Origin of the sequence: Marinomonas sp. FW-1, from assembly GCF_005222245.1 — a bacterium.
Lineage (GTDB): Bacteria > Pseudomonadota > Gammaproteobacteria > Pseudomonadales > Marinomonadaceae > Marinomonas > Marinomonas alcarazii.
The window spans coordinates 122,348-143,682 of the sequence record NZ_CP025987.1 but is presented as its reverse complement, the minus strand read 5'-3'; the positions used below and the strand labels follow the sequence as shown (position 1 = coordinate 143,682).

Here is a 21,335-nt window from a genome sequence, read left to right as displayed (position 1 = left end):
CATCAGAACCTTTTACAAGGAGACAAAATGAAAGGACCCAACCCAGATAACAAAGCGCCGATGAAGGGCTTTCCGCAAGTCGGTTATCTTAAAAACTTCATTACCCGCGACAATATCATCGTTGGCGATTACACCTATTACGACGACCCTGAAGGGCCAGAACGCTTCGAAAGCAACGTGCTTTATCACTTTGATTTTATTGGCGATAAGCTCATTATTGGCAAGTTTTGCGCCATTGCAAAAGACGTGACATTCATCATGAATGGCGCCAATCACGCCAACGCCGGGTTCTCGACTTATCCGTTTTACATCTTCGGCCATGGTTGGGAAAAGGCCGCGCCCAAAGCCGGTGATTTGCCCTACAAAGGCGATACGAATATAGGTAACGATGTGTGGATTGGCTACGACGCCACCATCATGCCAGGCGTGCAAATCGGCAATGGCGCTATCATCGCCAGCAAATCCGTGGTGACATCAAACGTACCAGCTTACAGCGTAGTCGGTGGCAATCCCGCCAAGGTCATCAAATACCAATTTGACGAGCAAACCATTCAAGCATTACAAGACATTGCATGGTGGGATTGGAGCGCCGAAAAAATCACCGAACATTTAGACGCCATCGCCGGTGCAGATTTAAGTCAGTTACAAGCAGCGAAAGATGAGTAAAACTAGGCAACCCAAAACCCGCTGCGCATGGGCAAGTTCAGCGCCAGACTTTCCCCATTATCACGATACAGAATGGGGTTTTCCTGTCGACGACGACCAACGTTTATTTGAAAAGCTTTGTCTGGAGACCTTTCAGTCTGGCTTGAGTTGGCGAACCATTTTGACTAAGCGAGAAAACTTTCGCCTCGCCTTCCAGCAATTCGATTTTCATAAAGTGGCATTATTTGGTGAAAAAGAAATAGCAGAATTACTCAGCAACCAAGGCATCGTGCGAAATAAACGCAAAATCCTCGCAGTGATTAACAATGCCAAACGTGCTATTGAAATGGTCGAAAAAGAAGGTTCATTAGCGGTGTTTATTTGGCGCTACGAGCCTGACGAAAACACCCTACCACTGCCCGAAACCCAAACCACCTGCGCCGAATCCATAGCCCTTTCTAAAGAACTCAAAAAACGCGGCTGGCAATTCGTCGGCCCAACGACCATGTACGCCTTCATGCAATCCATGGGACTCATCAACGACCACGCAGAAGACTGTTTTATGCGGGAGGAAATTGATCGAGCGCGGAAAGAGTTTGAAAGGCCAAGATGATAAAAATATTTATTTTTTGATTACGCAAATATCAATCCCTTAATCCATAATTAAAAAATAAATATGGAATGGAAGTTATCTTCTTCCTTATTTAGCAAAAAATAACCATCCGTTTGTTAAGCAGGTTAAAAACCGTTATTTAAGGATAGCCTAGATGTTTTTCAGCAAAAAAGAAGATAAGCCCTCGGTTTCAACACAGCAAGTTCAGCAGTTAAAACAATGCCACGATGAATTAAACGCTATAAAGCAAAATACGGCGTGTATCAGCTTCAATTTGGAAGGCATTATCTTAGATGCCAATCCCATTTTTTTGGACGCCATCGGTTACACACTAGAAGAAATCGTCGGTAAACATCATCGTATTTTTTGTGACGTAGAATATGCAAAGTCAGCAGAGTACAAAACCTTCTGGGATGACTTAAAAGCGGGCAAATCCTTTAATGGCACTTTTTTGCGTTTCAAAAAAGACAAGCAACCCATTCATTTAGAAGCCAGTTACTTTCCCGTATCTGGTGATAGCGGCAAAGTGACAAAGATCCTCAAAATAGCCAATGACATCACCGAAATGCAAGAATCCTTAGCAAGCAAAAATGCGGTGTTGACGGCATTGGACCGCTCCCTTGCGGTCATAGAGTTTGACCCAGAGGGCTATATACTTCATGCCAACAGTAATTTTTTAAGAACCATGAAATGCGAACTGAAAGAGATCGTTGGCAAACATCATAAAATGTTCTGTGATGAAAAATTTTACAGGGAGCATCCTAATTTTTGGACAGATTTGGCCCGTGGGCAGCATTCATCCGGACGCTTCCAACGCTTTAATGGTGATGGAAAATCCATTTGGTTAGAAGCGACGTACAATCCAATTTTTGATGATAAAGGTCGAGTACACAAAGTCATTAAGTTCGCCTCAGACATTTCAGAGCGCGTAAACAATGCCATGAACGCGATTGAACTCGCTGCCGCCACGTCTGAGCAAACCAGCCAGGTATCATCAAACGCTGTAAATATCCTCAATGCTTCAGTACAAACCTCTAATGAAATTGCTGAAAAAGTAAAAAGCGCTGCAGACATAGGAGATTTACTCAAAACACAATCCAAAAGCATTTCCGACATAGTCGTCACCATTCGATCCATTGCAGACCAAACCAATTTACTCGCCCTAAACGCAGCAATAGAAGCGGCTCGAGCAGGTGATGCTGGACGCGGTTTCTCTGTAGTAGCTGATGAAGTTCGCAAACTCGCCAGCAACACCGCTGCGGCTACGGCTGAAATTGGCCAAGTGGTAGAGAAAAACCATAATTTGATCAATGAAATGGATAACATGTTGAGTTCGGTTACAGGCATTGCGCTTCACGGACAAGAAAGTATTAATGAGGTGTCTCGTGGTCTTACTGAAATTTCATCTGGCGTAGCGAGATTCGTCGAAATGGTCGATAAAATGAAAGATTAGCCCTTTTCACCCTAAGAGCTAACTCAATCAAATCGAGTTAGCTCTTTCACTTCAAGTCTTACTTCACCTACTTTCCAGCAATATCATGTTTCAGTAAAACGCCCTCAAATTGTGCAAAAATAAAGTATTGCATCGAAACATTTTCGGTCTTAACGTCAATTAATGCTGGTCACAAAATGCACGATTAAGTCTTTTAAATTCGGCTTAAATGATGGACAGTAAGAATAATAAGAATGGTTTAGGTGCATCTAAAACACTATGTCAATTAAAGAGATAGCAACCCAGTTGGAGTTATCAGTATCCACAGTGTCACGAGCACTGAATGATTACCCAGATATTAGCCCAAGTACAAAAAAGCGAGTTCTAAAAGAAGCGGCACGTCAGGGTTACCAATTGAAAGGGCCAGAAATGGCACACTGGGTGCAAGCAAAGCGTGTGATCACAGCGATTATTCCTTGCCAAGACACACAATATCTCGACCCCATTCTTTCGAAGGTGTTAGCTGGAACTCGACACGCGCTGCAAGCAGAAGGTTATTTACTGCAAGTGGTCGCAATCGATACCGACAAACAGGAATTAAGTGAGTTTGAACGCCTTGTCAAAGCAGGCGATCAAGACGGTTTTCTGCTCCTTCGCACTCGGGTTAATGACCCGAAAGTCCATCGTTTACTGAAACTTAATGTGCCTTTTGTGTGTTACGGACGCACCGAGCGCGCGGCGCAATTTGCTTGGCTAGATTTGGATAATTACCAAGTCGGTCATTTAAGCCTGAGTCGCCTAAGCGAACAAGGCCACCAGAAAATTGGCGTGGTATCAGTAAGCGAACGGTATTTTTTCGCCCAAGAAAGGCGACGTGGCATCCAAGATGCAGCCGAGCAAATTGGGCTTTCTCTTGCGTCTGAACAATGGTTAGAAGTGGGCTTTGACGAGGAAGAAAGTTACCTCGCTTGTGCTGAATTTTTGCTCCAGCACCCAGATATCACCGCGTTGATTTGCTTAACCAGCACCAGCGCGCGAGCCGCTGCATTGGCGGCCATGCGATTGCACAACTCACAGTTAAATGAAAGAGAAAAACCTGTGAGTGTCATTGGTTGTGATACACCCACTGATGAGCTAACCGCCAGTATGGGGATCACCAGCATTCAGCAAGCACCACCAGCACAGCTTGGTAAACAGCTTGCCGAAATGATGGTAGCGCGCATCAAAGGGACTCCGGTGAAGGACCTGCAAGTCGTTTTAGCTCCGGGGGTTGTGACGATAGGACTTTAATAACACGTGTTTTTAAAGCCACAAGAAGCAGACAAATAAAAACAAGAGGAAGCCATAATGAAAACTAAAACTTCACTATTCGTTGCCGGCACAGTGCTGGCAAACGGACTCCTGATAAGCCAACTCGCTCACGCCGCCACGGTAGAATTTTGGACAGCACAAACTCAAACTGACCGACTACAAAATATTGAATTGCTGGCCAGTACCTTTGAAGCCTTAAACGATGGTGTGACCGTCAAAGTCGTCGCCGTCGATGAAAACGAAATGGCGACACAAATGGCTGCCGCTGTCGCAGCAGGTACAACACCGCAACTGATTGAGGTCAATTCCGAGATCATCATGGCGCTTGGCGAAGAAGGCATTGTCGATACCAAGACTCATCAAGGCGTCATTCAAGATATTGGCAAGAGTCGTTTTCATAAAGGGGCTCTGACCACTCTGACATCGCCTTCTGGGGAATACTATGGCTTGCCCTATCATGGTTTTATTCAGGGAATTTGGTACCGCAAAGATTGGTTTGATGAAAAAGGCTTAGCAGCGCCAAACACTTGGGAAAATATCGAAAAAGCGGCCAAAGCGCTCACTGACAAAGCCAATAATCAGTACGGCATTTTGGTCGGCACCAAGCAGGACAGCTACACAGAACAAGTCTTCACTCAACTGGCGCTTTCCAATAATGCCAGCCAGTTCGATGCCAACGGCAATTTAGTCTTCAACAGCCCTGCCACACTCGAAACCATCGAATATTACAAAGAATTAGCGAAATACAATCCACCAGGCCCACAGAATTGGCGTGCTCGAGATTATTACTTGCAAGGCAAGATGGGCATGTTCTTTTATTCCACTTACATAATGGATGATCTCGCTTTGGCAGAAGTGGCCAAAGGCTCACTGTCTTCAGCAAACTTCAAAGAGCTCAGCGGTGGCACCTTTGACCCTGAGTTGGTTAAAAACACTGAGTTCGCACCAATTATCACCCACAAAAGCGCCGCGTCTTATGGCACCTTGTCTGGCCTTGTCGCCTTGAAAGCGAAAAGCGCAGAGGACACCAAAGCCACCAAAGACTTTATTGAATTCATGTACGACCCTGCCAGTTACATCACTTTCCTACATATGGCACCGGGTGGCATGAACCCAATGCTGAAAGGCATTGCAGAAGATCCAGCGTATTTGGAAGATCCAAACGGCGTATTCAAACTTTATGGCGCAGACAAGATGAAACAGATCGTGTCTGGTTTTGACAACCTTCGCTCCTTTTCTGTCGTTGAAGGCAAAACCTTCCCAGCCTCTGGCGCTATCTTTGCTAAATCTGTCATTCCGCGAATGATCTACAGCGTCACCATTGAGGGAAAAGACCCGCAAGCTGCGCTGAATGATGCTGAAGCGGAAATGAAATCGATTATAGGCCAATAAGTCTCAACCCCCTCCCAACCTCCCCCTTAGCAGGGGGAGGAGCAGTGATCAGTTCCCTCCTCTTATTAAGGGGAGAGCTAGGGTAGGGTTTTAGTGATTTTACTCCCTCCCAACCTCCCCTTAGCCGGGGAAGGAGCAGTGATCAGTTCCCTCCCCTTGTTAAGGGGAGGGTTAGGGTGGGGTTAAACGTAAAAAAGGGAAGAAAATATGTCTTCTGTCTTAATAAAAAATGAATCTCGACTGGGTTTAAAGCTGGTTGCACCAGCGGTCGGAATCATTGGCCTGCTGGTGATTTACCCGATCCTGTTCAACATCTATCTGAGTTTTTTTGATGTTCAGCTCAACGGCACTAAAACCTTTGTTGGCATGGAGAACTACACGGACTTGCTCGGCAACCCGCGTTATTACCATTCCATTGGTGTCTCGGTTATTTATCTGATCGGCACAGTTGCTGGCACCACTATTTTAGGCTTGGCGGCAGCGATTCTAATGAACCAAGAGTTCCGTTTTCGCAATCTTGCCCGCGGCCTGATTCTTTTGCCCTACTTTGCCCCTGTGATCAGTGTGGTGTTCGGCTGGCAGTTTATTTTCGATCCTGTAAACGGCATTTATAACCACGTGGTGGTCGATGTGTTACACCTGACCGACACTCGGGAAAACCTCATCGGTAACCCAGATTCAGCTTTGTTTGTGGTGATCATATTCGATATTTGGAAGCATTTTCCTATCGCCTATTTACTGTTTCTCGCCAAGCTGCAAAGCGTGCCAAAAGACTTATACGAAGCTGCTGCGATAGATGGGCAAAATGCTTGGGGACGCTTCTGGCACGTTACCTTGCCAGAGCTAAGATTCGTCATTGCCACCGTGGTGTTATTACGCATTATCTGGAATTTAAACCGCTTCGAAGACGTCTACTTACTTGCACCGAACGTGGAAACCTTGCCGATTTTCACTTACTACCAAGCGTTCGCTGGCATCGTCGATCAAGGCGTGGCCGCCGCAATTTCGGTGATTCAATTACTCGTGCTGGTCGGCTTGATCTGGCTGTACGTTCGTAAAGTCCTTAAGTGGTAGGGGAAGAATATGATGAATAAACGCTCAACCACCCAATCTGTGATCTTGTATGCCTTGGTGCTCGCTTTGGTGATTTTCTGCGTGTTTCCATTTTTGCAGATTCTTTCAACCTCGTTAAAGCACCCTATCGATTGGGGCAATCCATCGCTTATTCCGCGTGTCTTACATTTGGATGCTTACAAAGAGCTGCTTGGTTTGATGCCAGCAAAAGAAGCCGACATTCCAGCCAGTGTACAACGCTTACTGAGTAATCCAGCGCTGTCGGAAGATCAAAAACAAAAGCTATTGGCAAAGTTCAGTTCTGGTGGCGATGTGTTCCCGTTCGGACGTTACATGCTCAATACTTTTGTGATCTCCTTTGTGACAGGGATTTGCTCGACTTTCTTGGCCTCTCTCGCGGCGTACGCCATTGCGCGCCTACGTTTCCCAGCGCAATCCTTGATGGCAAACGGCGTTTTGTTTGTCTACATGGTTGGCGGCGTGTTGCTGATGGTTCCGCTCTATCAAATGAGCGTTAACGTCGGCTTGGCGTCCAGTGCCGCTGGGACGATTTTTAGTCTGTTTTTGATCTATCTGATTCAGACCTTGCCAGTCGCCATGTACATGTTGGGAAATTACTTCCGCACCATTCCCTTCTCCCTAGAAGAAGCGGCAATGATGGACGGTTGCTCAAGGGTAGAAGCCTTCTGGCGCATCATCATGCCCTTGTCGAAGCCAATGCTGTTTACCGTGTTTATCTATTGTTTTGTCATCGCTTGGAACGAGTATTTGTTTGCTTCCGTGTTCCTCAAACAATACCAAGATTTCCAAACCTTGCCGTTGGCATTACAAACTTTGTTTACCTCGAAAAACGCCATTTGGGATCGCATCATGGCCGCGTCCATGTTGACGCTATTGCCTGTGGTGATTTGTTTCATGTTGGCAAATAAACATTTGTCAGGCGGGCTTACCGACGGCGGCGTGAAAGGATAAATATGACTAATTTCAAAATAAACAACGCTAATTTTTGTATCCGTCATTCCCGCGAAGGCGGGAATCGAGCCCTTATGGCCATCGAAAATAACCTTATTTATACAACACCACTGGATTCCCGCCTTCGCGGGAATGACAAAGATATCTTTTAATTTTTTACGCCACAGTGGCGAGGAATTAAACCCGAAGAGATTAAATAAAAGGAATATTACGATGAATTCCGTAATCTTACGAAATGTTAATAAGTCTTACGGCAATTTGCCGATCGTGAAGAACCTCAATTTAGAAGTAAAAGACGGTGAGTTTGTCGTGCTGGTTGGCCCAAGTGGCTGCGGGAAAAGTACCACGCTTCGCATGGTGGCAGGTCTAGAAGACATCACCCAAGGGGAAATACAAATTGGCAAACGTGCCATTAACGATTTGCCGCCACACAAACGCAACATCGCCATGGTGTTCCAGAACTACGCCTTGTATCCGCATATGTCAGTGCGAGAGAACATCGTCTTTGGTTTGAAAAAGTCTGGTGCAGACGCGGAAACCATTAAAGAGAAACTCGCCGACGTCTCGGAAATGCTCAAGCTCGACGATTATTTGGATCGCAAACCCGCAGATTTATCTGGCGGTCAGCGCCAACGTGTCGCCATGGGGCGCGCCCTTGCTCGCGATGCAGATGTATATTTGTTTGATGAACCGCTATCGAACCTAGACGCCAAACTTCGCCATCACATGCGAACCGAAATCGCCCGTATTCAACATCAATACAACATGACCGCGATCTACGTCACCCACGATCAGATCGAGGCTATGACCTTAGGCGATAGAGTCGTGGTGATGCGCGATGGCATTGTCGAACAAGTCGGTACGCCAATGGAAATTTACCTACAGCCAACCAACACCTTTGTCGCAACCTTTATTGGTTCTCCAGCAATGAACTTGATTGAAGCAAAAATCGAAGGCGACGATCTGCTATTCGACAACTACCGACTGCCAGCAGCGAAAATCGCCAATGTGGACTTACACGACCTAAAATCCCACGACACAGTATTGGTTGGCATTCGCCCAGATTTCTTTGAAGACAGCGCACTGTCCTCACCAAGCGATAACCTATTTGAATTCAACGACATACAAGTAGAGCTGGTAGAAAACCTCGGCTTCGACAAAGAAATCATGTTCAAGCTCGGTGGTGAAGACGCCAAAGCCCGACTCGACCTACGTTCCCACGTTAAACGCCAAGAACGTATTTCTTTGTCGGTCGACTTGAATCGCGTCTTATTATTCGACACCAGCCCACAAGGCATGCTGTTGAACTCTGGGGAAATTTGAAAGGAGAATAACTAAGGCTTTGGCGCACCAATCATAGAATAGTTGATCAATTCTTGGTGGTTCTTTTGAACAATGTTTTCAGCTTGTACGTCAAAGCCCATTTTCTCGAAAAAGGCTTTAGCAAGAATACTGGCCTCAACATACATGGTCTCGCATCCATTCTTTATCGCTTCGTCACTGGCGTGTTTAAAAAGCGCCAACGCCACACCTCGGCGCTGGTAATTGCGATGCACATACAGGCAATCTATGTGACCATCCGATTCTAGTTCGATAAAGCCAACAACGACGTCATCAATCGTCGAAACGAACGGCTTGGTTATCGCTAACCGCTCTTTCCACATAGTGTAATCTGGTGGCGTTGGCGCCCATGCTTCCAGCTGTGCTGCTGAATAGATATCAGAGCTTATTGAATGCACTGAGCCATGAAAAAGATCAGCTATTTCGGTTGAATCTGAGGGTTTGAAGTGTCTTATTTTCATAGCCTGCTTGGGGAAATGATCTTGCCTTAACTTGCCCATGAATCAATCACTCAACAATGCGGCCGCACTGCCACAAACGGTCATAATGAATAGGAACCATTTTAGGTGTTTTGGGTTGGCTTTAATGGCCATTTTTACGGCTAGGAAAGAACCCAACATGGTGCCAGAGGCAAGGATTAACCCGGGGATCCAAAGGATCTGATCATTCCAAATAAATACGCCTAGCGCCAAGGCGGTAAACCCCAGTGTGCAGACCATTTTTAGCGCGTTGGTACGAACCAGATCGTAACGCAATGTACCAGCCAAAGCCGCAATAAGAATAAATCCAACCCCCGCCTGAACGAAGCCACCGTAAACACCAGCGATAAACAAAGCTATCCACGCACTCGGCTTTTCCGTGACTTTAAAAGGCACAGTGCCTTCTGGTGGCGCAATCATGGTCGGACGCACAATCATAATAATTGTCATGCCAATCATGGCACTCAGTAAAAGCGGTTTTAACCAGGTTTCTGGCGCATAACTGGCAGCAAATGCGCCTACAACACCACCGAGCAATGACGGAATCATCACTGGAAGGATATCAGCGTTATCCAATTTCTTCGCTTTACGAAAGCCAAACGTCGCCGCCACATTCTGTAAAAACACGCCAACTCGGTTCGTGGCATTGGCAATATCTGCCGGCATTCCCATAACCATTAGCGCTGGCAATGTTAGGTTAGAACCGCCTCCAGCCAATGTATTGATAATACCAGCAATGAAACCTGTGCCGATCAAAAGCGAAATGGTGAATACGCTGTAATCCATAACATTATCCTTAAGTGGCTCATGAGCGAGTCGGGGGAGAATAAAAAGAGGAACGAATAATAAAGACAATTCGATCAACTGACAAAAGGTTCTTAACGCAAATCGACAGCGAAATAAGATTGGAGTTAATCGGCTATATAAGAAATAACAAGACAAGCGTATAAAAATAGATTATTTTTCGTGCCCAAGAAGTACAAGGAACGTAACTTCAAAGAAACGAACATTATCTATGGTTTTTTCTGTGCGTTAAACATTCCCAAACTTCTTAATTTTATTGGATGAAATAAGTAAAGAGGTTTCAATGACAGTTAAGTCTAAGATTATTGCATTAATGGCTGCAGGGGTAATTCTCCCGATATTTATCATCTCTGCCGTTATTATTCAGAATGTGCGCTCTAGCGCCCTGCAAAGTTTCGAACAACGAAGCCAAGCTGAAATTGGTCATGTTGATACCATTTTTTCGATGTATTTTAATAATCTAGCGGAAAATGTAGCCTTTCTTGCTCAATCAAACGCACTAAAAAAATTGACACCTGGCAGTATCAAAAGCTATGTCAATCAATCCACTCAAGAAGAGATGACACCGCATAAAAACTCCCCTCTGGAGCAAGAAGCGTTCGCTCTGATGGATGCTTTCGGAGACTCTCACCCAGATTTAACCTATATTTGGTTAGGAGCCAATGATACTGGCTACCTCCAATGGCCAATTGCTAAGAACTCGAAAAATTACAACCCTCTCGAAAGAGGGTGGTATAAGCAGTCAATCGATAGCCGTACTCCCGTTCGTATTCCTGCCTACCGAGATAGCGCAACCAACGCACCTCTTGTCGATTACATACAACGCTTTGATGGCCAAAATGGTTTTTACGGCGTCGTTGGTATTGATGTGACATTGAAAAAGCTAACTGAGCTATTAGCTAACGTGAAGTTTGGCGGCGAAGGTTATGTCGTCATGGTAGAGGATTCCAACACCATTCTAGCGGACCCTTCCGATCCTAAAAATAACTTCAAATCGATTAAAGAAGCATCACGTCCCTATGCCACGCTTGCTGATATAAGCACGGCTCAAGAGCTGACCATTAATGGTGAAACTTGGTTTGCCAAAGTGTATACGTCACCTGAACTGAATTGGAAATTTATTGGTTTAGTTCCCAGTAAAGTGATTTATGCACAAGCCAATAGTCTAATTATTATGATTGTTATCATCTCCTTGGTGATGATCGCTATATTCATGACTATTGGTGCGACACTGTCTAGTGTTGTGATTCGCCCAGTGAGAAATATGGCGGATCGACTTACTGACATCAGCCAAGGCGAAGGGGATTTAACGCAACGCCTAGAAGTTAAAAACAAAGACGAAGCAGGACAAATGGCCTCTGCTTTTAATCAGTTCGTTTCTTCAATCGACAGCATTGTTGGTCACGCAAAATCTTCAAGCGAACAAATCAGCCAGGTTGCCCATCAGTCTGAGAACCTATCTTCGGAACTCAGCGAAGTCGCCTCACACCAAGTTAACTCTGTTGATCAGGTATCAACGGCCTTTAATGAAATGGTAGCGACAGCCAATGAAGTTGCTTCTAGTTGTAGCAGTGCCGCCTCGGCAGCGGAAAACAGTGAATCTCAGGTAAAAGAGGGCAACAAACTCATTAGAGAAACAATGGAATCGCTTAATGGCTTAGAAAAAGAAATTAATAGCTCTAATGAAAGCATGATCGAACTGTCAAAAGAGTCAGAAAATATCGTCGGCATTTTAGACACCATCAAAGCCATTGCCGAGCAAACCAACTTACTTGCTTTAAACGCTGCCATTGAGGCGGCTCGTGCCGGTGAACAAGGCCGAGGCTTTGCGGTAGTGGCCGACGAAGTTCGAACACTTGCAGGCCGAACTGCGCAATCCACCGAAGAAATTGACAAGATGCTCACCAAGCTACAACAACAAACCGGCTTTGCCACGACGAGAATGAATCAAAGTGTTAGCGTCGCAAAAGATACGGTTGTCTTGGCTTCTAAAACCCATCACGTCTTTGGCGAAATTCTCCGCTCAGTACTTGAGATTAAAGACATGATGATTCAAATCAGTGCCTCAGCGGAAGAGCAGCATTTGGTAGCAGAAGAAATCAATACGAATGTCATTGTGATTCACGATGGCACAATCAAGTCCAGCGATCTATCCAATCAAGTTGCTGAAACGGCTGCCGCGCTAAATAAATTATCAGATGAGTTAAAAGTCATGGTTGGGCACTTTAAATCCAGCCAGATGTAATCGCTCAAGCACCGAAAAGCCTAGCATAAAGAGATAAACTGCCCCCCAATAGTTGGATATTCCAATTATTGGGGGTCTTTTTATGAGCCAAAATCATAGGTTGTTTCTTAAGCTTCTCATTCATACTTGAGAGCAAAACAAACCTAAAAAAATACTCGTCCAATTTTCGGTTGTTGCTTAATTGGGAATAAAGCACTCTATCCCAATAAACAATCTCCCAATACACTGAACGTAAGTATTACCTAGAAACAGGGCGCAACATGCTAATAACCGATGAAAAACAAGCCGACGACTATTACCGAGCCTTAATAAACCGTGAACCTAGTTATGTTGGCGTGTTTTTCGTGGGTGTTAGAACCACGTCTATTTTTTGCATTGCGACTTGTCGAGCACGTAAACCCAAGCGGGAAAACGTTGTGTTTTACACACATTTCAAAGACGCAATGGACGCAGGCTTTCGTCCCTGCAAAGTCTGTCGCCCCACCGAAAACACCCATGAGACGCCTTATGAAGTGCAAGCAGCAATAGACCTTGTGCGCGATTGTACAAAAGCGAAAATCACCGACCAGCAATTAAGAGAGTCGGGAATCAGGCCAATCTTTGTGCGCCGCTGGTTTAATCAACATTACGGCATGACGTTTCAAACCTTTCAACGTATGTATCGAATTAATTATGCCTTTCAAGAATTAAAGACAGGGAAAAGTGCCACCAATACAGCGTTAGATTCAGGCTACGATTCTTTAAGTGGTTTCGGTTACACTTTTAAAAAGTTACTCGGTCATGCACCGACCCTAAATTTGGAGAATGCTGTGATTTTAATTGATAGGCTAACAACGCCGATTGGCCCTATGTTTGTCTGCGCCACAGACGAGGGTATTTGTCTGTTGGAATTCGTCGATCGACGTATGTTAGAAACCGAGTTTGAAGACTTACAGCGTCGCTTAAAAGCGCCGATTATGGCCGGTGAAAATGCCCATATTAGACAGCTAAAACAAGAGTTAGAAGAGTATTTTCTAGGTACACGTGGCGAATTCAGTGTGCCGCTTCATACACCAGGAACGGATTTTCAAAATGCCGTCTGGAACATGCTTGGCAACATTCCGTTTGGTGAAACCGCCAGCTACCAAGAGCAAGCATCCCGATTGAATAACCCCAAAGCCGTACGAGCGGTGGCCAGAGCCAATGGCATGAACCGTGTCGCGATCGTCATTCCTTGTCATCGAGTGATTGGAAAAGACGGCAGTTTAACCGGTTACGCCGGAGGATTAGAGCGAAAACGCTGGCTACTGGATCATGAAAAAGCACACCGTCAAAATGTCGTGAAAGACTGACTCAAACGATTCAAACAGCTGTAGTTTCATGAATGTATCAAGGTTGCGTCATGGCATTGTAATTTCCATCTAGAGGACTTGAAATACCCTGCCACCAAGTTCATCTTGTGCACTTTGATTGTCATTATGGAATTCAATATGCCTACAAACATTGTTGCTGTATACGGAACGCTTCGTGAGGGGCTCAATAATCATGAACTTCTTACCGAATGCAAACGCATCGGTTTAGGCTGGCTAACTGGTTTTCGCATGCACAACCTGGGAAATTACCCAGGCATTGCTTCGACCCATGACGAAAGCGGCCGAATTCGAGTGGAATGGTACGACGTCTCAGATGAGATACTCGCGTCTTTGGATCAGCTGGAAGGCTACGACCCAAAAGCGCCAGAAAGCTCTATGTATATCAGAAAGCGGGTTTTCTCACCTTATGGTAAAGGCTGGATTTATGTCTATAACAAGCCACTCGATAACGCACCCTACATGGAAGCGGGCGATTGGGAGCGATACTCCCGAACCTCTATGCTTCATCAAGGCGCACAATCGGCGTAGACAATACTTGAGTCGTTTGAGCACTTTGCATTCGAGCGATATTCGCCACACTGGCGTTGATTTGACTTTCATCCGTTAACAAACCAAAACGCACCACAAAGTGCTTCGACTCACCCGCGCCAATCGTCGGAACCAAACCTAATTCACGCTGATAAGAGCGGTTATAAGCAAAACTAGTACCCGGCTCAATGCCTACAACGTAACCTTGCTCTAGTGTGTCCGTATTTTTCCATATGGTCAGCACTGGCAAGGTATCTGTTTGGTAGCTCACTTCAATGCCGCAGCTTGCCGCTGCATTGTGTAATAACGCGTGAGAAAAGCCCTTCTCGTCACTCAGCGGACGAATATTAAATACCATTTCGTCAAAGTCTTTGGTTGGCTCAGGCATCTGGCTCCAATCACTCAAACCACCAGCGGCGTAGTCATTAAAAGGGGATAATTCCGCCATAGGAACATGCAGTTTTGCCCCCTTTTCAAGGATCGGCTGAGCAAAATTATTGTGGTAAATCGCTTGGTATTCGCGCGGATAACTGCCTTTGTTGGTTAAGGTGTCTTCAACCAATAAATAAGGCTCATCTGGCGTCAGAGATAATACAGTCTGCAATTCAAAGTTAGTGAATTTAAAGCGTTTTTCATCTACACGCCCACGTAAAGTCACACGATAAGGTGGCACTTGCTCAACCTCTAAAATCACTTCGTCGGCTGGCGTGTTTTGAATACGACCATGTAATGTCAAAAACTCATCGCCGTCTTGACCTGGGTGACCTGCCCACTGATAACCACACCGCACAATCATCTCGTTAAAACCATCTAACCAACCTAAGCCGCCAGACGCTTCTTGATTAACAAAGCTTGGATGAACCACTTCTTTAACAGGCGAATCCCAACCAAATCGTACGTCTTGTCCTGACGCATCTTTCCTAATGACATCCAGAACCGCCATGCCGCGAGTCGGCACAACACGAACAACAGAGTCACCTACTGTTAACGTGATCAAGCGCGAACCGGTTTGCTTACCGCCCATTAGACAAGTTTGCTGCACAGTAATTGGAATGTCTTTCGGCAAGCCCATTAATTCCGCAGACAATGACAAATTCGCCACATCGATATGTTGTTGATTACTTAGAAGAACAAGTTGAAACATGGTTAGGCTCCAAAGGAAATTGCCTCATGCTAGCGCAAGTAAGAAAGCAAAACTAATAAAAAATAAGCGATTATGAATGCTTAGCGACGGACAAAAAACTTCTTTAGTTCTTATTAAGTATCTAATTTTTTTAAGACGCTTTAAGTCACTTAAATAAGTTAAGTTATTCGGACATTGCAATACAGTCTTAACAATCGCAGGTCTAAAATATAAAATTGATAACCATTTTTGGAAACTAAAACAGGATAATACCTTTATATGGATTATATAAAAAATACGCTTGCCCTCACTCTTTATAAAAGATTATTGTCTTCTATACCCTACCCGCGTTGCACAGAATGAGGTTGTTCATGAAATCACCTATTAGAATTAGACAGCAAATTAATATTGGTTTAGTCATTATTCTCTTACTGGCTCTTGCTAGTATTTATCTCGTAATAGAAATGAAAGTGAAACCTGATTTAACCGCAGAGCGACAAAGTCAGATTTCTGTTAATCAACAAGGCTTGAGTGAATTACTCAGCGCCAAACTAGAAAAAATCCAACTTCTTACCAGTACTCTTGCTTTGGCTGGCTCTCAACTTCCTAAAGATGAATCTCTCTTTAAGCAAGTTTTTCCCAGCATTATTAATAATCATGGTGATAAAAGTATAGCTGGAGGCGGTATTTGGCCGGAGCCTTCTGCCTTTACCGCCAATACAGAACGCCGTAGTTTTTTTTGGGGGCGGGATGGTTCTCAAATGAGCTATCTAGACGATTATAATGACCCTGCAGGGTCAGGCTATCATAATGAAGCTTGGTACACTGTCGGCAGAACCTCTTCACAAAAGCTTTGCGCTTGGTCTGAAGCCTACATTGACCCGGTCACTAATACGCCGATGGTGACCTGTACGATTCCAATGAAAGAAGGCAATAAATTCACCGGTGTTGCAACCGTCGATATGATGCTCGATGGCATCACAAAATCACTTGAAGAATATGGTACTGCAAACCAAGGTTATGTCTTCGCAATTGACCAAGCTGGACAAGTGCTAAGTTTTCCTAAAGGCAAAGCTAACCTAGTTAAAAGCGATGGCAGCATGCTGACCGCTAAAGAGCTAGGGAATCAACTTCCATGGTTAAAAGAATCATTAGCAGGCCTAAATGGAGAAGAAAAAGTTATCTCTATTGATCACGACGGTATTTTAGACGGAGCCGCCTATGTGGATTTAATCAAACACCCACAAACAGGTTGGACCATTGGCTTAGTTGTTCCTAAAGAAAGAATGACAGAAATCGCTCAAAGCATGGGCCTTTTCCTAATGATCGTCATTGGCGCCTTATTGATCATAGTAAGCGTTATTGCCGCTTCTTTCTTCCGCAGCTTGCTTGGCCAGATCAACCAAACAACTCAGCAAATTCAAGAGTTGGCTGATGGTGGTAGCAGTCAAGAGCTGAAAGTAGGTAAGCTAAATGAACTTGGTGATTTACGCCAGGCCGTGAATGCTTATGGCGATAAACTTAAAAAACTGCTTGAGCAAATTCATATTGAGTCCGCTAACCTAGTGAAAGATGCTGGGCGCTTAAGTTCATTTAGTAATGATTTCTTACACAAAGCGAATAGCCTGAGTGATGAGAACACCACCTTAGCAGCCGCAACAGAAGAGCTAGGAGCCACCTCTCATGATGTTGCCATGTATGCAAACGAGACCAAAGCAACCGTCGAGCGTATCCACCAAGACGTGCGCAGCAGTGGCAATGAAATGAATACCGTTATAGAGACAATGCGCTCTCTTACTAGCGCCATGACACAAGCACAAGCCAACATACTTAAGCTAGACGAAGACAGCCGTCGTGCAAACGGCATGTTAAGCGTGATCCGTGACATTGCCGAACAAACCAACTTGCTGGCATTAAACGCAGCAATTGAGGCGGCAAGGGCTGGAGAAACAGGTCGAGGCTTTGCGGTTGTTGCCGATGAAGTGCGTAACCTTGCCGCGAAAAGTGAAAGCTCTGCGGTAGAGATAGAAGAGGTCTTAGGGCGCTTGCAAGTGGCATCAAAAGAATCCGTAAGTTCTATGGAACTTGGCCACAGCGAAACAGAACGCGCCGTTGAGACAGCAGAATCGACAGCAAACCACTTGCATCAGGTTGTTAGTGCTTTCTCTCAAATCACCGATCAGGCGACACAAATTTCGGTGGCCGCTGGTGAGCAGCAAAAAGTATCGCAAGACTTGAGCAAATTCGTTTCTCGACTACAGGAACTTACTGGTAGCAATGCCAGCGATTCGAGTCATCTTAGCCGTATGAGCCAAGAGATTGACGCCATTGCCAACCGACTCAATGCGTTAAAATAACAACACTCTAGCAATACAACAGATCAAAAATCCCCCACTAACCTAGTTAGTGGGGGATTTTTTTTGCAGACTTTTAGTTTCAAAGACGGTGCCAAAATTTTGCAACTAATCGATGCATAAAATGCCGATACGGTGGACGCAGCAAGGTAAGTACATTCGGCCCTCGTTTACGCAATATCGACTTACTATGAGAAAAGGTTCGAAAGCCTTCTTCAGCGTGATAAGCCCCCATTCCCGACGCACCTACACCACCAAACGGCAAATCTGCTTGCGCTACTTGCACTAAGGTGTGATTAGTCACCAAGCTGCCGCTCACGATGCGTTCTGCACACAGCACTTGATCATCAGCGTTTTGCGTAAACAAATACAAAGCAAGGGGCCGAGGTTTCTGCTGGATGTAAGACAGGGCATCGGACATTTCGGTATAGGTAAGAATGGGTAATAAAGGTCCGAACACTTCCTCCTGCATCACGCTTAATTCTTCGTCAGGCTGATTTAAAACATGCAACGCTAGCTTACCTGCGCTTTCTACTGGCCCTTGTGGCATAAGATTGTCACATTGCACACCAGCGGCTTGCGCTTGCTTTAAATAGCCTTTCAGGCGGTCTAATTGCCGAGTGTTAATCAAATTGGTGTAATCAGGGCTCAACACACCATCGGGATAGTAAGCGGCAAGCTCCTGCTTTATATAATCGATTAAGGTCTGCTTTTGATCAGCATGGCACATGACATAATCCGGTGCGACACAGGTTTGCCCCGCATTTAGAGCCTTACCAAACACCAGCTTCTTGGCGGTATCGCGTAAATCCGCTGACGGTGCCACCAGTAATGGTGATTTACCACCTAGCTCCAGAGTAACAGGCGTTAAATGCTTCGCAGCGTTGCGCATAATAATGTAGCCAACAGCGGTTGAACCGGTAAATAAAAGATGATCAAAGGGCAAAAGACTGAACTCATTGGCGATATCGCCCTCACCTTCAACTACTTCTATCCAATCCTCACCCAAGGCGTGGCTCACTATGTCGCGTAAGACGCGATTGGTTTCAGGACAAAATTCGGACAGCTTCATCATGACTCGGTTGCCGGCGGCTAAAGCGCCCACCAAAGGCCCTAAAGACAGCAACACCGGATAGTTCCAAGGTGATATGACGCCGACAACGCCTTTAGGCTGATAGAACACCTGAGCGCTTGCAGGCAAGGTGCTGACGTGGAGATTACGCCTTGATGGTTTCATCCATTTAGCGAGATGACGTTTCGCGTGTTTTATTTCCCCAATCAAAGGAACAAGTTCAAGCAATCGGGATTCTTCATGGGCACGCTGCCCAAAATCTTTTTGCAACGCATCTAATAAAGAAATTTCATGGTCCATGAGCGCTGCTTGTAAACAAGTAAGACAATGCTGACGCTCTTTAATCGATGGGAAAGGGGTTTGATTTGCCAAGTTTTTCAGACGAGAAAAAGCCGAATGAATGTCGTTTTTAGAAGAAAAACTGGAAGAACTTATATTCATGTTGGCCTCTAACAGCTCGTTATTATTTTGTGATGAAACGCCGTCGATTTACTACACTATGTAATGATTCACAAAAAAAGCAAGGAGCAGATTATGGCGACTATTTTGTGCTACGGAGACTCCCTTACTTGGGGTAGCATCCCTAATGGTGGACGTTATCCAAAACATTTACGCTGGCCCAATATCTTAAATGACCTTTTGGGGAAGCATCACCAAGTCATAAACTTTGGATTACCTGGCCGAACCACTATCTGGAATGACCCTTTCTTGGAAGGAAGAAACGGCTTGTCATACTTACAAGCCGCCTTAGAAACCTTTGGCCCAGTAGACATTTTAGTACTCATGCTAGGCACCAACGATCTTAAACGACATTTCAATGTGGGAGCCTTTGAAGCAGCAAAAGGCATAGAGAAGCTGATCGAGAAGTCAAGAATGCCGAATCCTCACGGTTTCCCAAGCCCAACCCTTGTGGTCATCGCACCGCCAAATATTTTATCCCCAACGGGCTCTATGGCAGAGAGCTTCAACGGAGCCATTGAAAAGTCACAACATTTTCATCAGTACTATCAAGATATTGCTGCGCACAACCAATGTATTTTCCTTAATGCTGCCGGGGTTTTACAGCCTAGTGAGGTCGATGGCGTACATTTAGACGCTCAAGGGAATGAGGCATTGGCACACGCCTTATATGAGGCTATCAAGCACAAAATTCAGTCATAACGTATTGTTTTTCATTACTTTTGTTTAAACTTTGGCCATGCAGTTTGTCAAAATTAAAAACGAATCAATCTCAACAATGAATAAGACTCATGCTAAATACGTTATATCAGAGCGACGATGAACTTTGGCTAAAAGAGGGACGTCTGCCAAAGCAAAAGGAAAAAACAAAATCTGTACAAAATATGCACGATTATTTGAAAATATTCGTATTTAGACGAAATAATCGCTCATTCTATTTTTCGTACACAAAGTTATCCACAAGCAATTAGGGCAGGCATTTTTTCACTGCGAGACGCCCATGACACTTAATGTCCCTGTATTTTGCTTCTGTATGCTCAAATTCCCTCTTTTTTGTACCTCGCAATCAAATAATAAATCCGTATGATCTTGGGCATTGGATTGATGCATTAGATCAATATGTCGAACAAAGCAGTAAGGAGAAAGGCAATGAAAGTAAGCTTCATCGGACTTGGAACAATGGGCTACCCAATGGCTGGGCATGTAAGCAAGGCAGGCCATGAGGTTGTCGTTTTCAATCGATCAACACAAAAAGCCCAAAACTGGTGTAGCGAATACACCGGCACCTTTGCGACCACTCCCGCTATCGCTGCAAAAGACGCTGATATTGTATTAACTTGTGTCGGCAACGATGATGATTTGCGCGCGGTGTATCTAGGTCCAGAAGGAGCCTTTCAGCAGGCAAAAGCGGGCACTCTGTTTATTGATCACACAACCGCCTCAGCAGAAGTGGCAAAAGAGCTTCATCAAGCGGCTCAAGAAAAAGGTTTTCACTTCATGGATGCACCCGTTTCTGGTGGCCAAGCTGGAGCCGTCAACGGCGTATTAACCGTAATGATCGGTGGTGAGCAAAGCGACCTAGATAGAGCGCAGCCAATACTGGATTGTTATGCAAAAGCGTCAACATTAATGGGACCTATCGGAAATGGCCAAATTACCAAAATGGTCAATCAGATTCTAATTGGTGGTGTGCTGGCGGGCTTGTCAGAAGGTATTCGCTTTGCGCAAAAAGCAGGCTTAGACATCGCAACGCTGGTCGACACACTAAAGCATGGAGCGGCAGGATCGTGGCAATTAGAGAACCGTGGTGAAACCATGGCGAAAGATGAGTTTGATTTTGGTTTTGCCATCGAGTGGATGCATAAAGATTTGGGGTTGAGTCTTGCTCAGGCCGAAAAAATGGGCATCCAGATTCCTTTAACTCAGGCAGTAGATCAAGACTATCAAGCACTCATGGCCGAAGGCCGTAGTCGCCAAGATACTTCTGTTCTCATAAAAGCATTTGATAAAAAGTAACCCCCTCCCAACCTCCCCCTTAGCAGGGGGAGGGGCTTGTGCTATTCCCCTTCACACTCCCTCTTATTTTCAAGTGGAGGATTAAGGAGGGGTTGTTCTCTTTTTTGCCACACAAGGACTCAC

Annotated in this window: 18 protein-coding genes; 14 read left to right on the top strand and 4 right to left on the bottom strand. The window is 45.1% G+C overall.

The window, feature by feature from the left end; translation table 11 throughout:
* The first annotated feature begins 27 nt into the window (after positions 1 to 27).
* From C1X04_RS00640 to C1X04_RS00605, 8 genes are all read left to right on the top strand, one after another.
* Entirely contained in the window at positions 28 to 666 is a 639-nt protein-coding gene (locus C1X04_RS00640) for a Vat family streptogramin A O-acetyltransferase (protein ID WP_137168892.1), read from the top strand.
* Positions 659 to 1,258 carry a DNA-3-methyladenine glycosylase I gene (locus tag C1X04_RS00635; protein ID WP_137168891.1) on the top strand — a complete coding sequence of 200 codons (600 nt, stop codon included), beginning with the start codon at positions 659 to 661 and terminating at the stop codon, positions 1,256 to 1,258. Before C1X04_RS00640 ends, C1X04_RS00635 begins: the two co-directional genes overlap by 8 nt.
* 154 nt (positions 1,259 to 1,412) lie before the next feature.
* Positions 1,413 to 2,711, top strand: coding sequence for a PAS domain-containing methyl-accepting chemotaxis protein (locus C1X04_RS00630; protein ID WP_137168890.1), 1,299 nt, complete (start codon positions 1,413 to 1,415; stop codon positions 2,709 to 2,711).
* 258 nt (positions 2,712 to 2,969) lie between these two features.
* Positions 2,970 to 3,980 (top strand): LacI family DNA-binding transcriptional regulator, encoded by a 1,011-nt coding sequence (locus tag C1X04_RS00625; RefSeq protein ID WP_137168889.1) that lies wholly within the window; start codon positions 2,970 to 2,972, stop codon positions 3,978 to 3,980.
* Positions 3,981 to 4,037: 57 nt separating this feature from the next.
* Positions 4,038 to 5,393: an ABC transporter substrate-binding protein gene (locus C1X04_RS00620; RefSeq protein ID WP_110576483.1), complete on the top strand. Its 1,356-nt coding sequence runs from the start codon at positions 4,038 to 4,040 to the stop codon at positions 5,391 to 5,393.
* Positions 5,394 to 5,600: 207 nt separating this feature from the next.
* Entirely contained in the window at positions 5,601 to 6,467 is an 867-nt protein-coding gene (locus tag C1X04_RS00615) for a carbohydrate ABC transporter permease (protein WP_110576481.1), read from the top strand.
* A 9-nt stretch (positions 6,468 to 6,476) separates the two neighbouring features.
* On the top strand, positions 6,477 to 7,439 hold the full coding sequence (locus C1X04_RS00610) for a carbohydrate ABC transporter permease (protein WP_137168888.1): 963 nt from the start codon (positions 6,477 to 6,479) through the stop codon (positions 7,437 to 7,439).
* Positions 7,440 to 7,652: 213 nt separating this feature from the next.
* The gene (locus C1X04_RS00605; protein WP_137168887.1) at positions 7,653 to 8,762 is read left to right on the top strand and encodes an ABC transporter ATP-binding protein; all 1,110 of its coding nucleotides are present in this window, start codon (positions 7,653 to 7,655) and stop codon (positions 8,760 to 8,762) included.
* 11 nt (positions 8,763 to 8,773) lie between these two features.
* Here C1X04_RS00605 and C1X04_RS00600 read toward each other — a convergent pair whose 3' ends face one another.
* Together C1X04_RS00600 and C1X04_RS00595 are read right to left on the bottom strand one after the other, a co-directional pair.
* A complete protein-coding gene (locus C1X04_RS00600; RefSeq protein WP_254682299.1) occupies positions 8,774 to 9,280 on the bottom strand; it encodes a GNAT family N-acetyltransferase in 507 nt (168 codons plus the stop codon).
* Between the two features lie 3 nt (positions 9,281 to 9,283).
* A complete protein-coding gene (locus C1X04_RS00595) occupies positions 9,284 to 10,045 on the bottom strand; it encodes a sulfite exporter TauE/SafE family protein (protein WP_110576473.1) in 762 nt (253 codons plus the stop codon).
* Between the two features lie 301 nt (positions 10,046 to 10,346).
* Here C1X04_RS00595 and C1X04_RS00590 point away from each other — a divergent pair, with 301 nt between their 5' ends.
* The 3 genes from C1X04_RS00590 to C1X04_RS00580 all read left to right on the top strand — a co-directional run bounded on the left by C1X04_RS00590 (position 10,347) and on the right by C1X04_RS00580 (position 14,188).
* Positions 10,347 to 12,308: a methyl-accepting chemotaxis protein gene (locus C1X04_RS00590; RefSeq protein WP_137168886.1), complete on the top strand. Its 1,962-nt coding sequence runs from the start codon at positions 10,347 to 10,349 to the stop codon at positions 12,306 to 12,308.
* A 260-nt stretch (positions 12,309 to 12,568) separates the two neighbouring features.
* Complete coding sequence (locus C1X04_RS00585; protein WP_137168885.1) at positions 12,569 to 13,639, top strand: bifunctional transcriptional activator/DNA repair enzyme AdaA; 1,071 nt, start codon at positions 12,569 to 12,571, stop codon at positions 13,637 to 13,639.
* Between the two features lie 138 nt (positions 13,640 to 13,777).
* Positions 13,778 to 14,188, top strand: coding sequence for a gamma-glutamylcyclotransferase (locus C1X04_RS00580; RefSeq protein WP_245927058.1), 411 nt, complete (start codon positions 13,778 to 13,780; stop codon positions 14,186 to 14,188).
* Here C1X04_RS00580 and C1X04_RS00575 read toward each other — a convergent pair.
* Positions 14,157 to 15,332: an aldose 1-epimerase family protein gene (locus C1X04_RS00575; protein ID WP_110576463.1), complete on the bottom strand. Its 1,176-nt coding sequence runs from the start codon at positions 15,330 to 15,332 to the stop codon at positions 14,157 to 14,159. The genes C1X04_RS00580 and C1X04_RS00575 overlap by 32 nt on opposite strands.
* Positions 15,333 to 15,682: 350 nt before the next feature.
* On the opposite strand from C1X04_RS00575, the gene C1X04_RS00570 reads away from it, so the two are divergent.
* Positions 15,683 to 17,668 carry a methyl-accepting chemotaxis protein gene (locus tag C1X04_RS00570; RefSeq protein WP_137168884.1) on the top strand — a complete coding sequence of 662 codons (1,986 nt, stop codon included), beginning with the start codon at positions 15,683 to 15,685 and terminating at the stop codon, positions 17,666 to 17,668.
* 79 nt (positions 17,669 to 17,747) lie between these two features.
* Here the strand turns inward: C1X04_RS00570 and C1X04_RS00565 are convergent, their stop codons facing one another.
* On the bottom strand, positions 17,748 to 19,178 hold the full coding sequence (locus C1X04_RS00565; protein ID WP_137168883.1) for a coniferyl aldehyde dehydrogenase: 1,431 nt from the start codon (positions 19,176 to 19,178) through the stop codon (positions 17,748 to 17,750).
* Positions 19,179 to 19,271: 93 nt separating this feature from the next.
* On the opposite strand from C1X04_RS00565, the gene C1X04_RS00560 reads away from it, so the two are divergent.
* Positions 19,272 to 19,898: an SGNH/GDSL hydrolase family protein gene (locus C1X04_RS00560; protein ID WP_110576457.1), complete on the top strand. Its 627-nt coding sequence runs from the start codon at positions 19,272 to 19,274 to the stop codon at positions 19,896 to 19,898.
* 447 nt (positions 19,899 to 20,345) lie between these two features.
* Positions 20,346 to 21,212, top strand: coding sequence for an NAD(P)-dependent oxidoreductase (locus C1X04_RS00555; protein ID WP_110576455.1), 867 nt, complete (start codon positions 20,346 to 20,348; stop codon positions 21,210 to 21,212).
* Positions 21,213 to 21,335: the final 123 nt, after the last annotated feature.

What these genes read in the sequence shown, in the direction of transcription:
- C1X04_RS00625 (WP_137168889.1), top strand. Translation starts at nt 2,970, where the DNA reads ATGTCAATTAAAGAGATAGCAACCCAGTTGGAGTTATCAGTATCCACA.
- C1X04_RS00590 (WP_137168886.1), top strand. Translation starts at nt 10,347, where the DNA reads ATGACAGTTAAGTCTAAGATTATTGCATTAATGGCTGCAGGGGTAATT.
- C1X04_RS00580 (WP_245927058.1), top strand. Translation starts at nt 13,778, where the DNA reads ATGCCTACAAACATTGTTGCTGTATACGGAACGCTTCGTGAGGGGCTC.
- C1X04_RS00610 (WP_137168888.1), top strand. Translation starts at nt 6,477, where the DNA reads ATGATGAATAAACGCTCAACCACCCAATCTGTGATCTTGTATGCCTTG.
- C1X04_RS00640 (WP_137168892.1), top strand. Translation starts at nt 28, where the DNA reads ATGAAAGGACCCAACCCAGATAACAAAGCGCCGATGAAGGGCTTTCCG.
- C1X04_RS00575 (WP_110576463.1), bottom strand. Translation starts at nt 15,332, where the DNA reads ATGTTTCAACTTGTTCTTCTAAGTAATCAACAACATATCGATGTGGCG.
- C1X04_RS00605 (WP_137168887.1), top strand. Translation starts at nt 7,653, where the DNA reads ATGAATTCCGTAATCTTACGAAATGTTAATAAGTCTTACGGCAATTTG.
- C1X04_RS00620 (WP_110576483.1), top strand. Translation starts at nt 4,038, where the DNA reads ATGAAAACTAAAACTTCACTATTCGTTGCCGGCACAGTGCTGGCAAAC.
- C1X04_RS00630 (WP_137168890.1), top strand. Translation starts at nt 1,413, where the DNA reads ATGTTTTTCAGCAAAAAAGAAGATAAGCCCTCGGTTTCAACACAGCAA.
- C1X04_RS00600 (WP_254682299.1), bottom strand. Translation starts at nt 9,280, where the DNA reads ATGGGCAAGTTAAGGCAAGATCATTTCCCCAAGCAGGCTATGAAAATA.
- C1X04_RS00565 (WP_137168883.1), bottom strand. Translation starts at nt 19,178, where the DNA reads ATGAATATAAGTTCTTCCAGTTTTTCTTCTAAAAACGACATTCATTCG.
- C1X04_RS00595 (WP_110576473.1), bottom strand. Translation starts at nt 10,045, where the DNA reads ATGGATTACAGCGTATTCACCATTTCGCTTTTGATCGGCACAGGTTTC.
- C1X04_RS00635 (WP_137168891.1), top strand. Translation starts at nt 659, where the DNA reads ATGAGTAAAACTAGGCAACCCAAAACCCGCTGCGCATGGGCAAGTTCA.
- C1X04_RS00555 (WP_110576455.1), top strand. Translation starts at nt 20,346, where the DNA reads ATGAAAGTAAGCTTCATCGGACTTGGAACAATGGGCTACCCAATGGCT.
- C1X04_RS00585 (WP_137168885.1), top strand. Translation starts at nt 12,569, where the DNA reads ATGCTAATAACCGATGAAAAACAAGCCGACGACTATTACCGAGCCTTA.
- C1X04_RS00615 (WP_110576481.1), top strand. Translation starts at nt 5,601, where the DNA reads ATGTCTTCTGTCTTAATAAAAAATGAATCTCGACTGGGTTTAAAGCTG.
- C1X04_RS00560 (WP_110576457.1), top strand. Translation starts at nt 19,272, where the DNA reads ATGGCGACTATTTTGTGCTACGGAGACTCCCTTACTTGGGGTAGCATC.
- C1X04_RS00570 (WP_137168884.1), top strand. Translation starts at nt 15,683, where the DNA reads ATGAAATCACCTATTAGAATTAGACAGCAAATTAATATTGGTTTAGTC.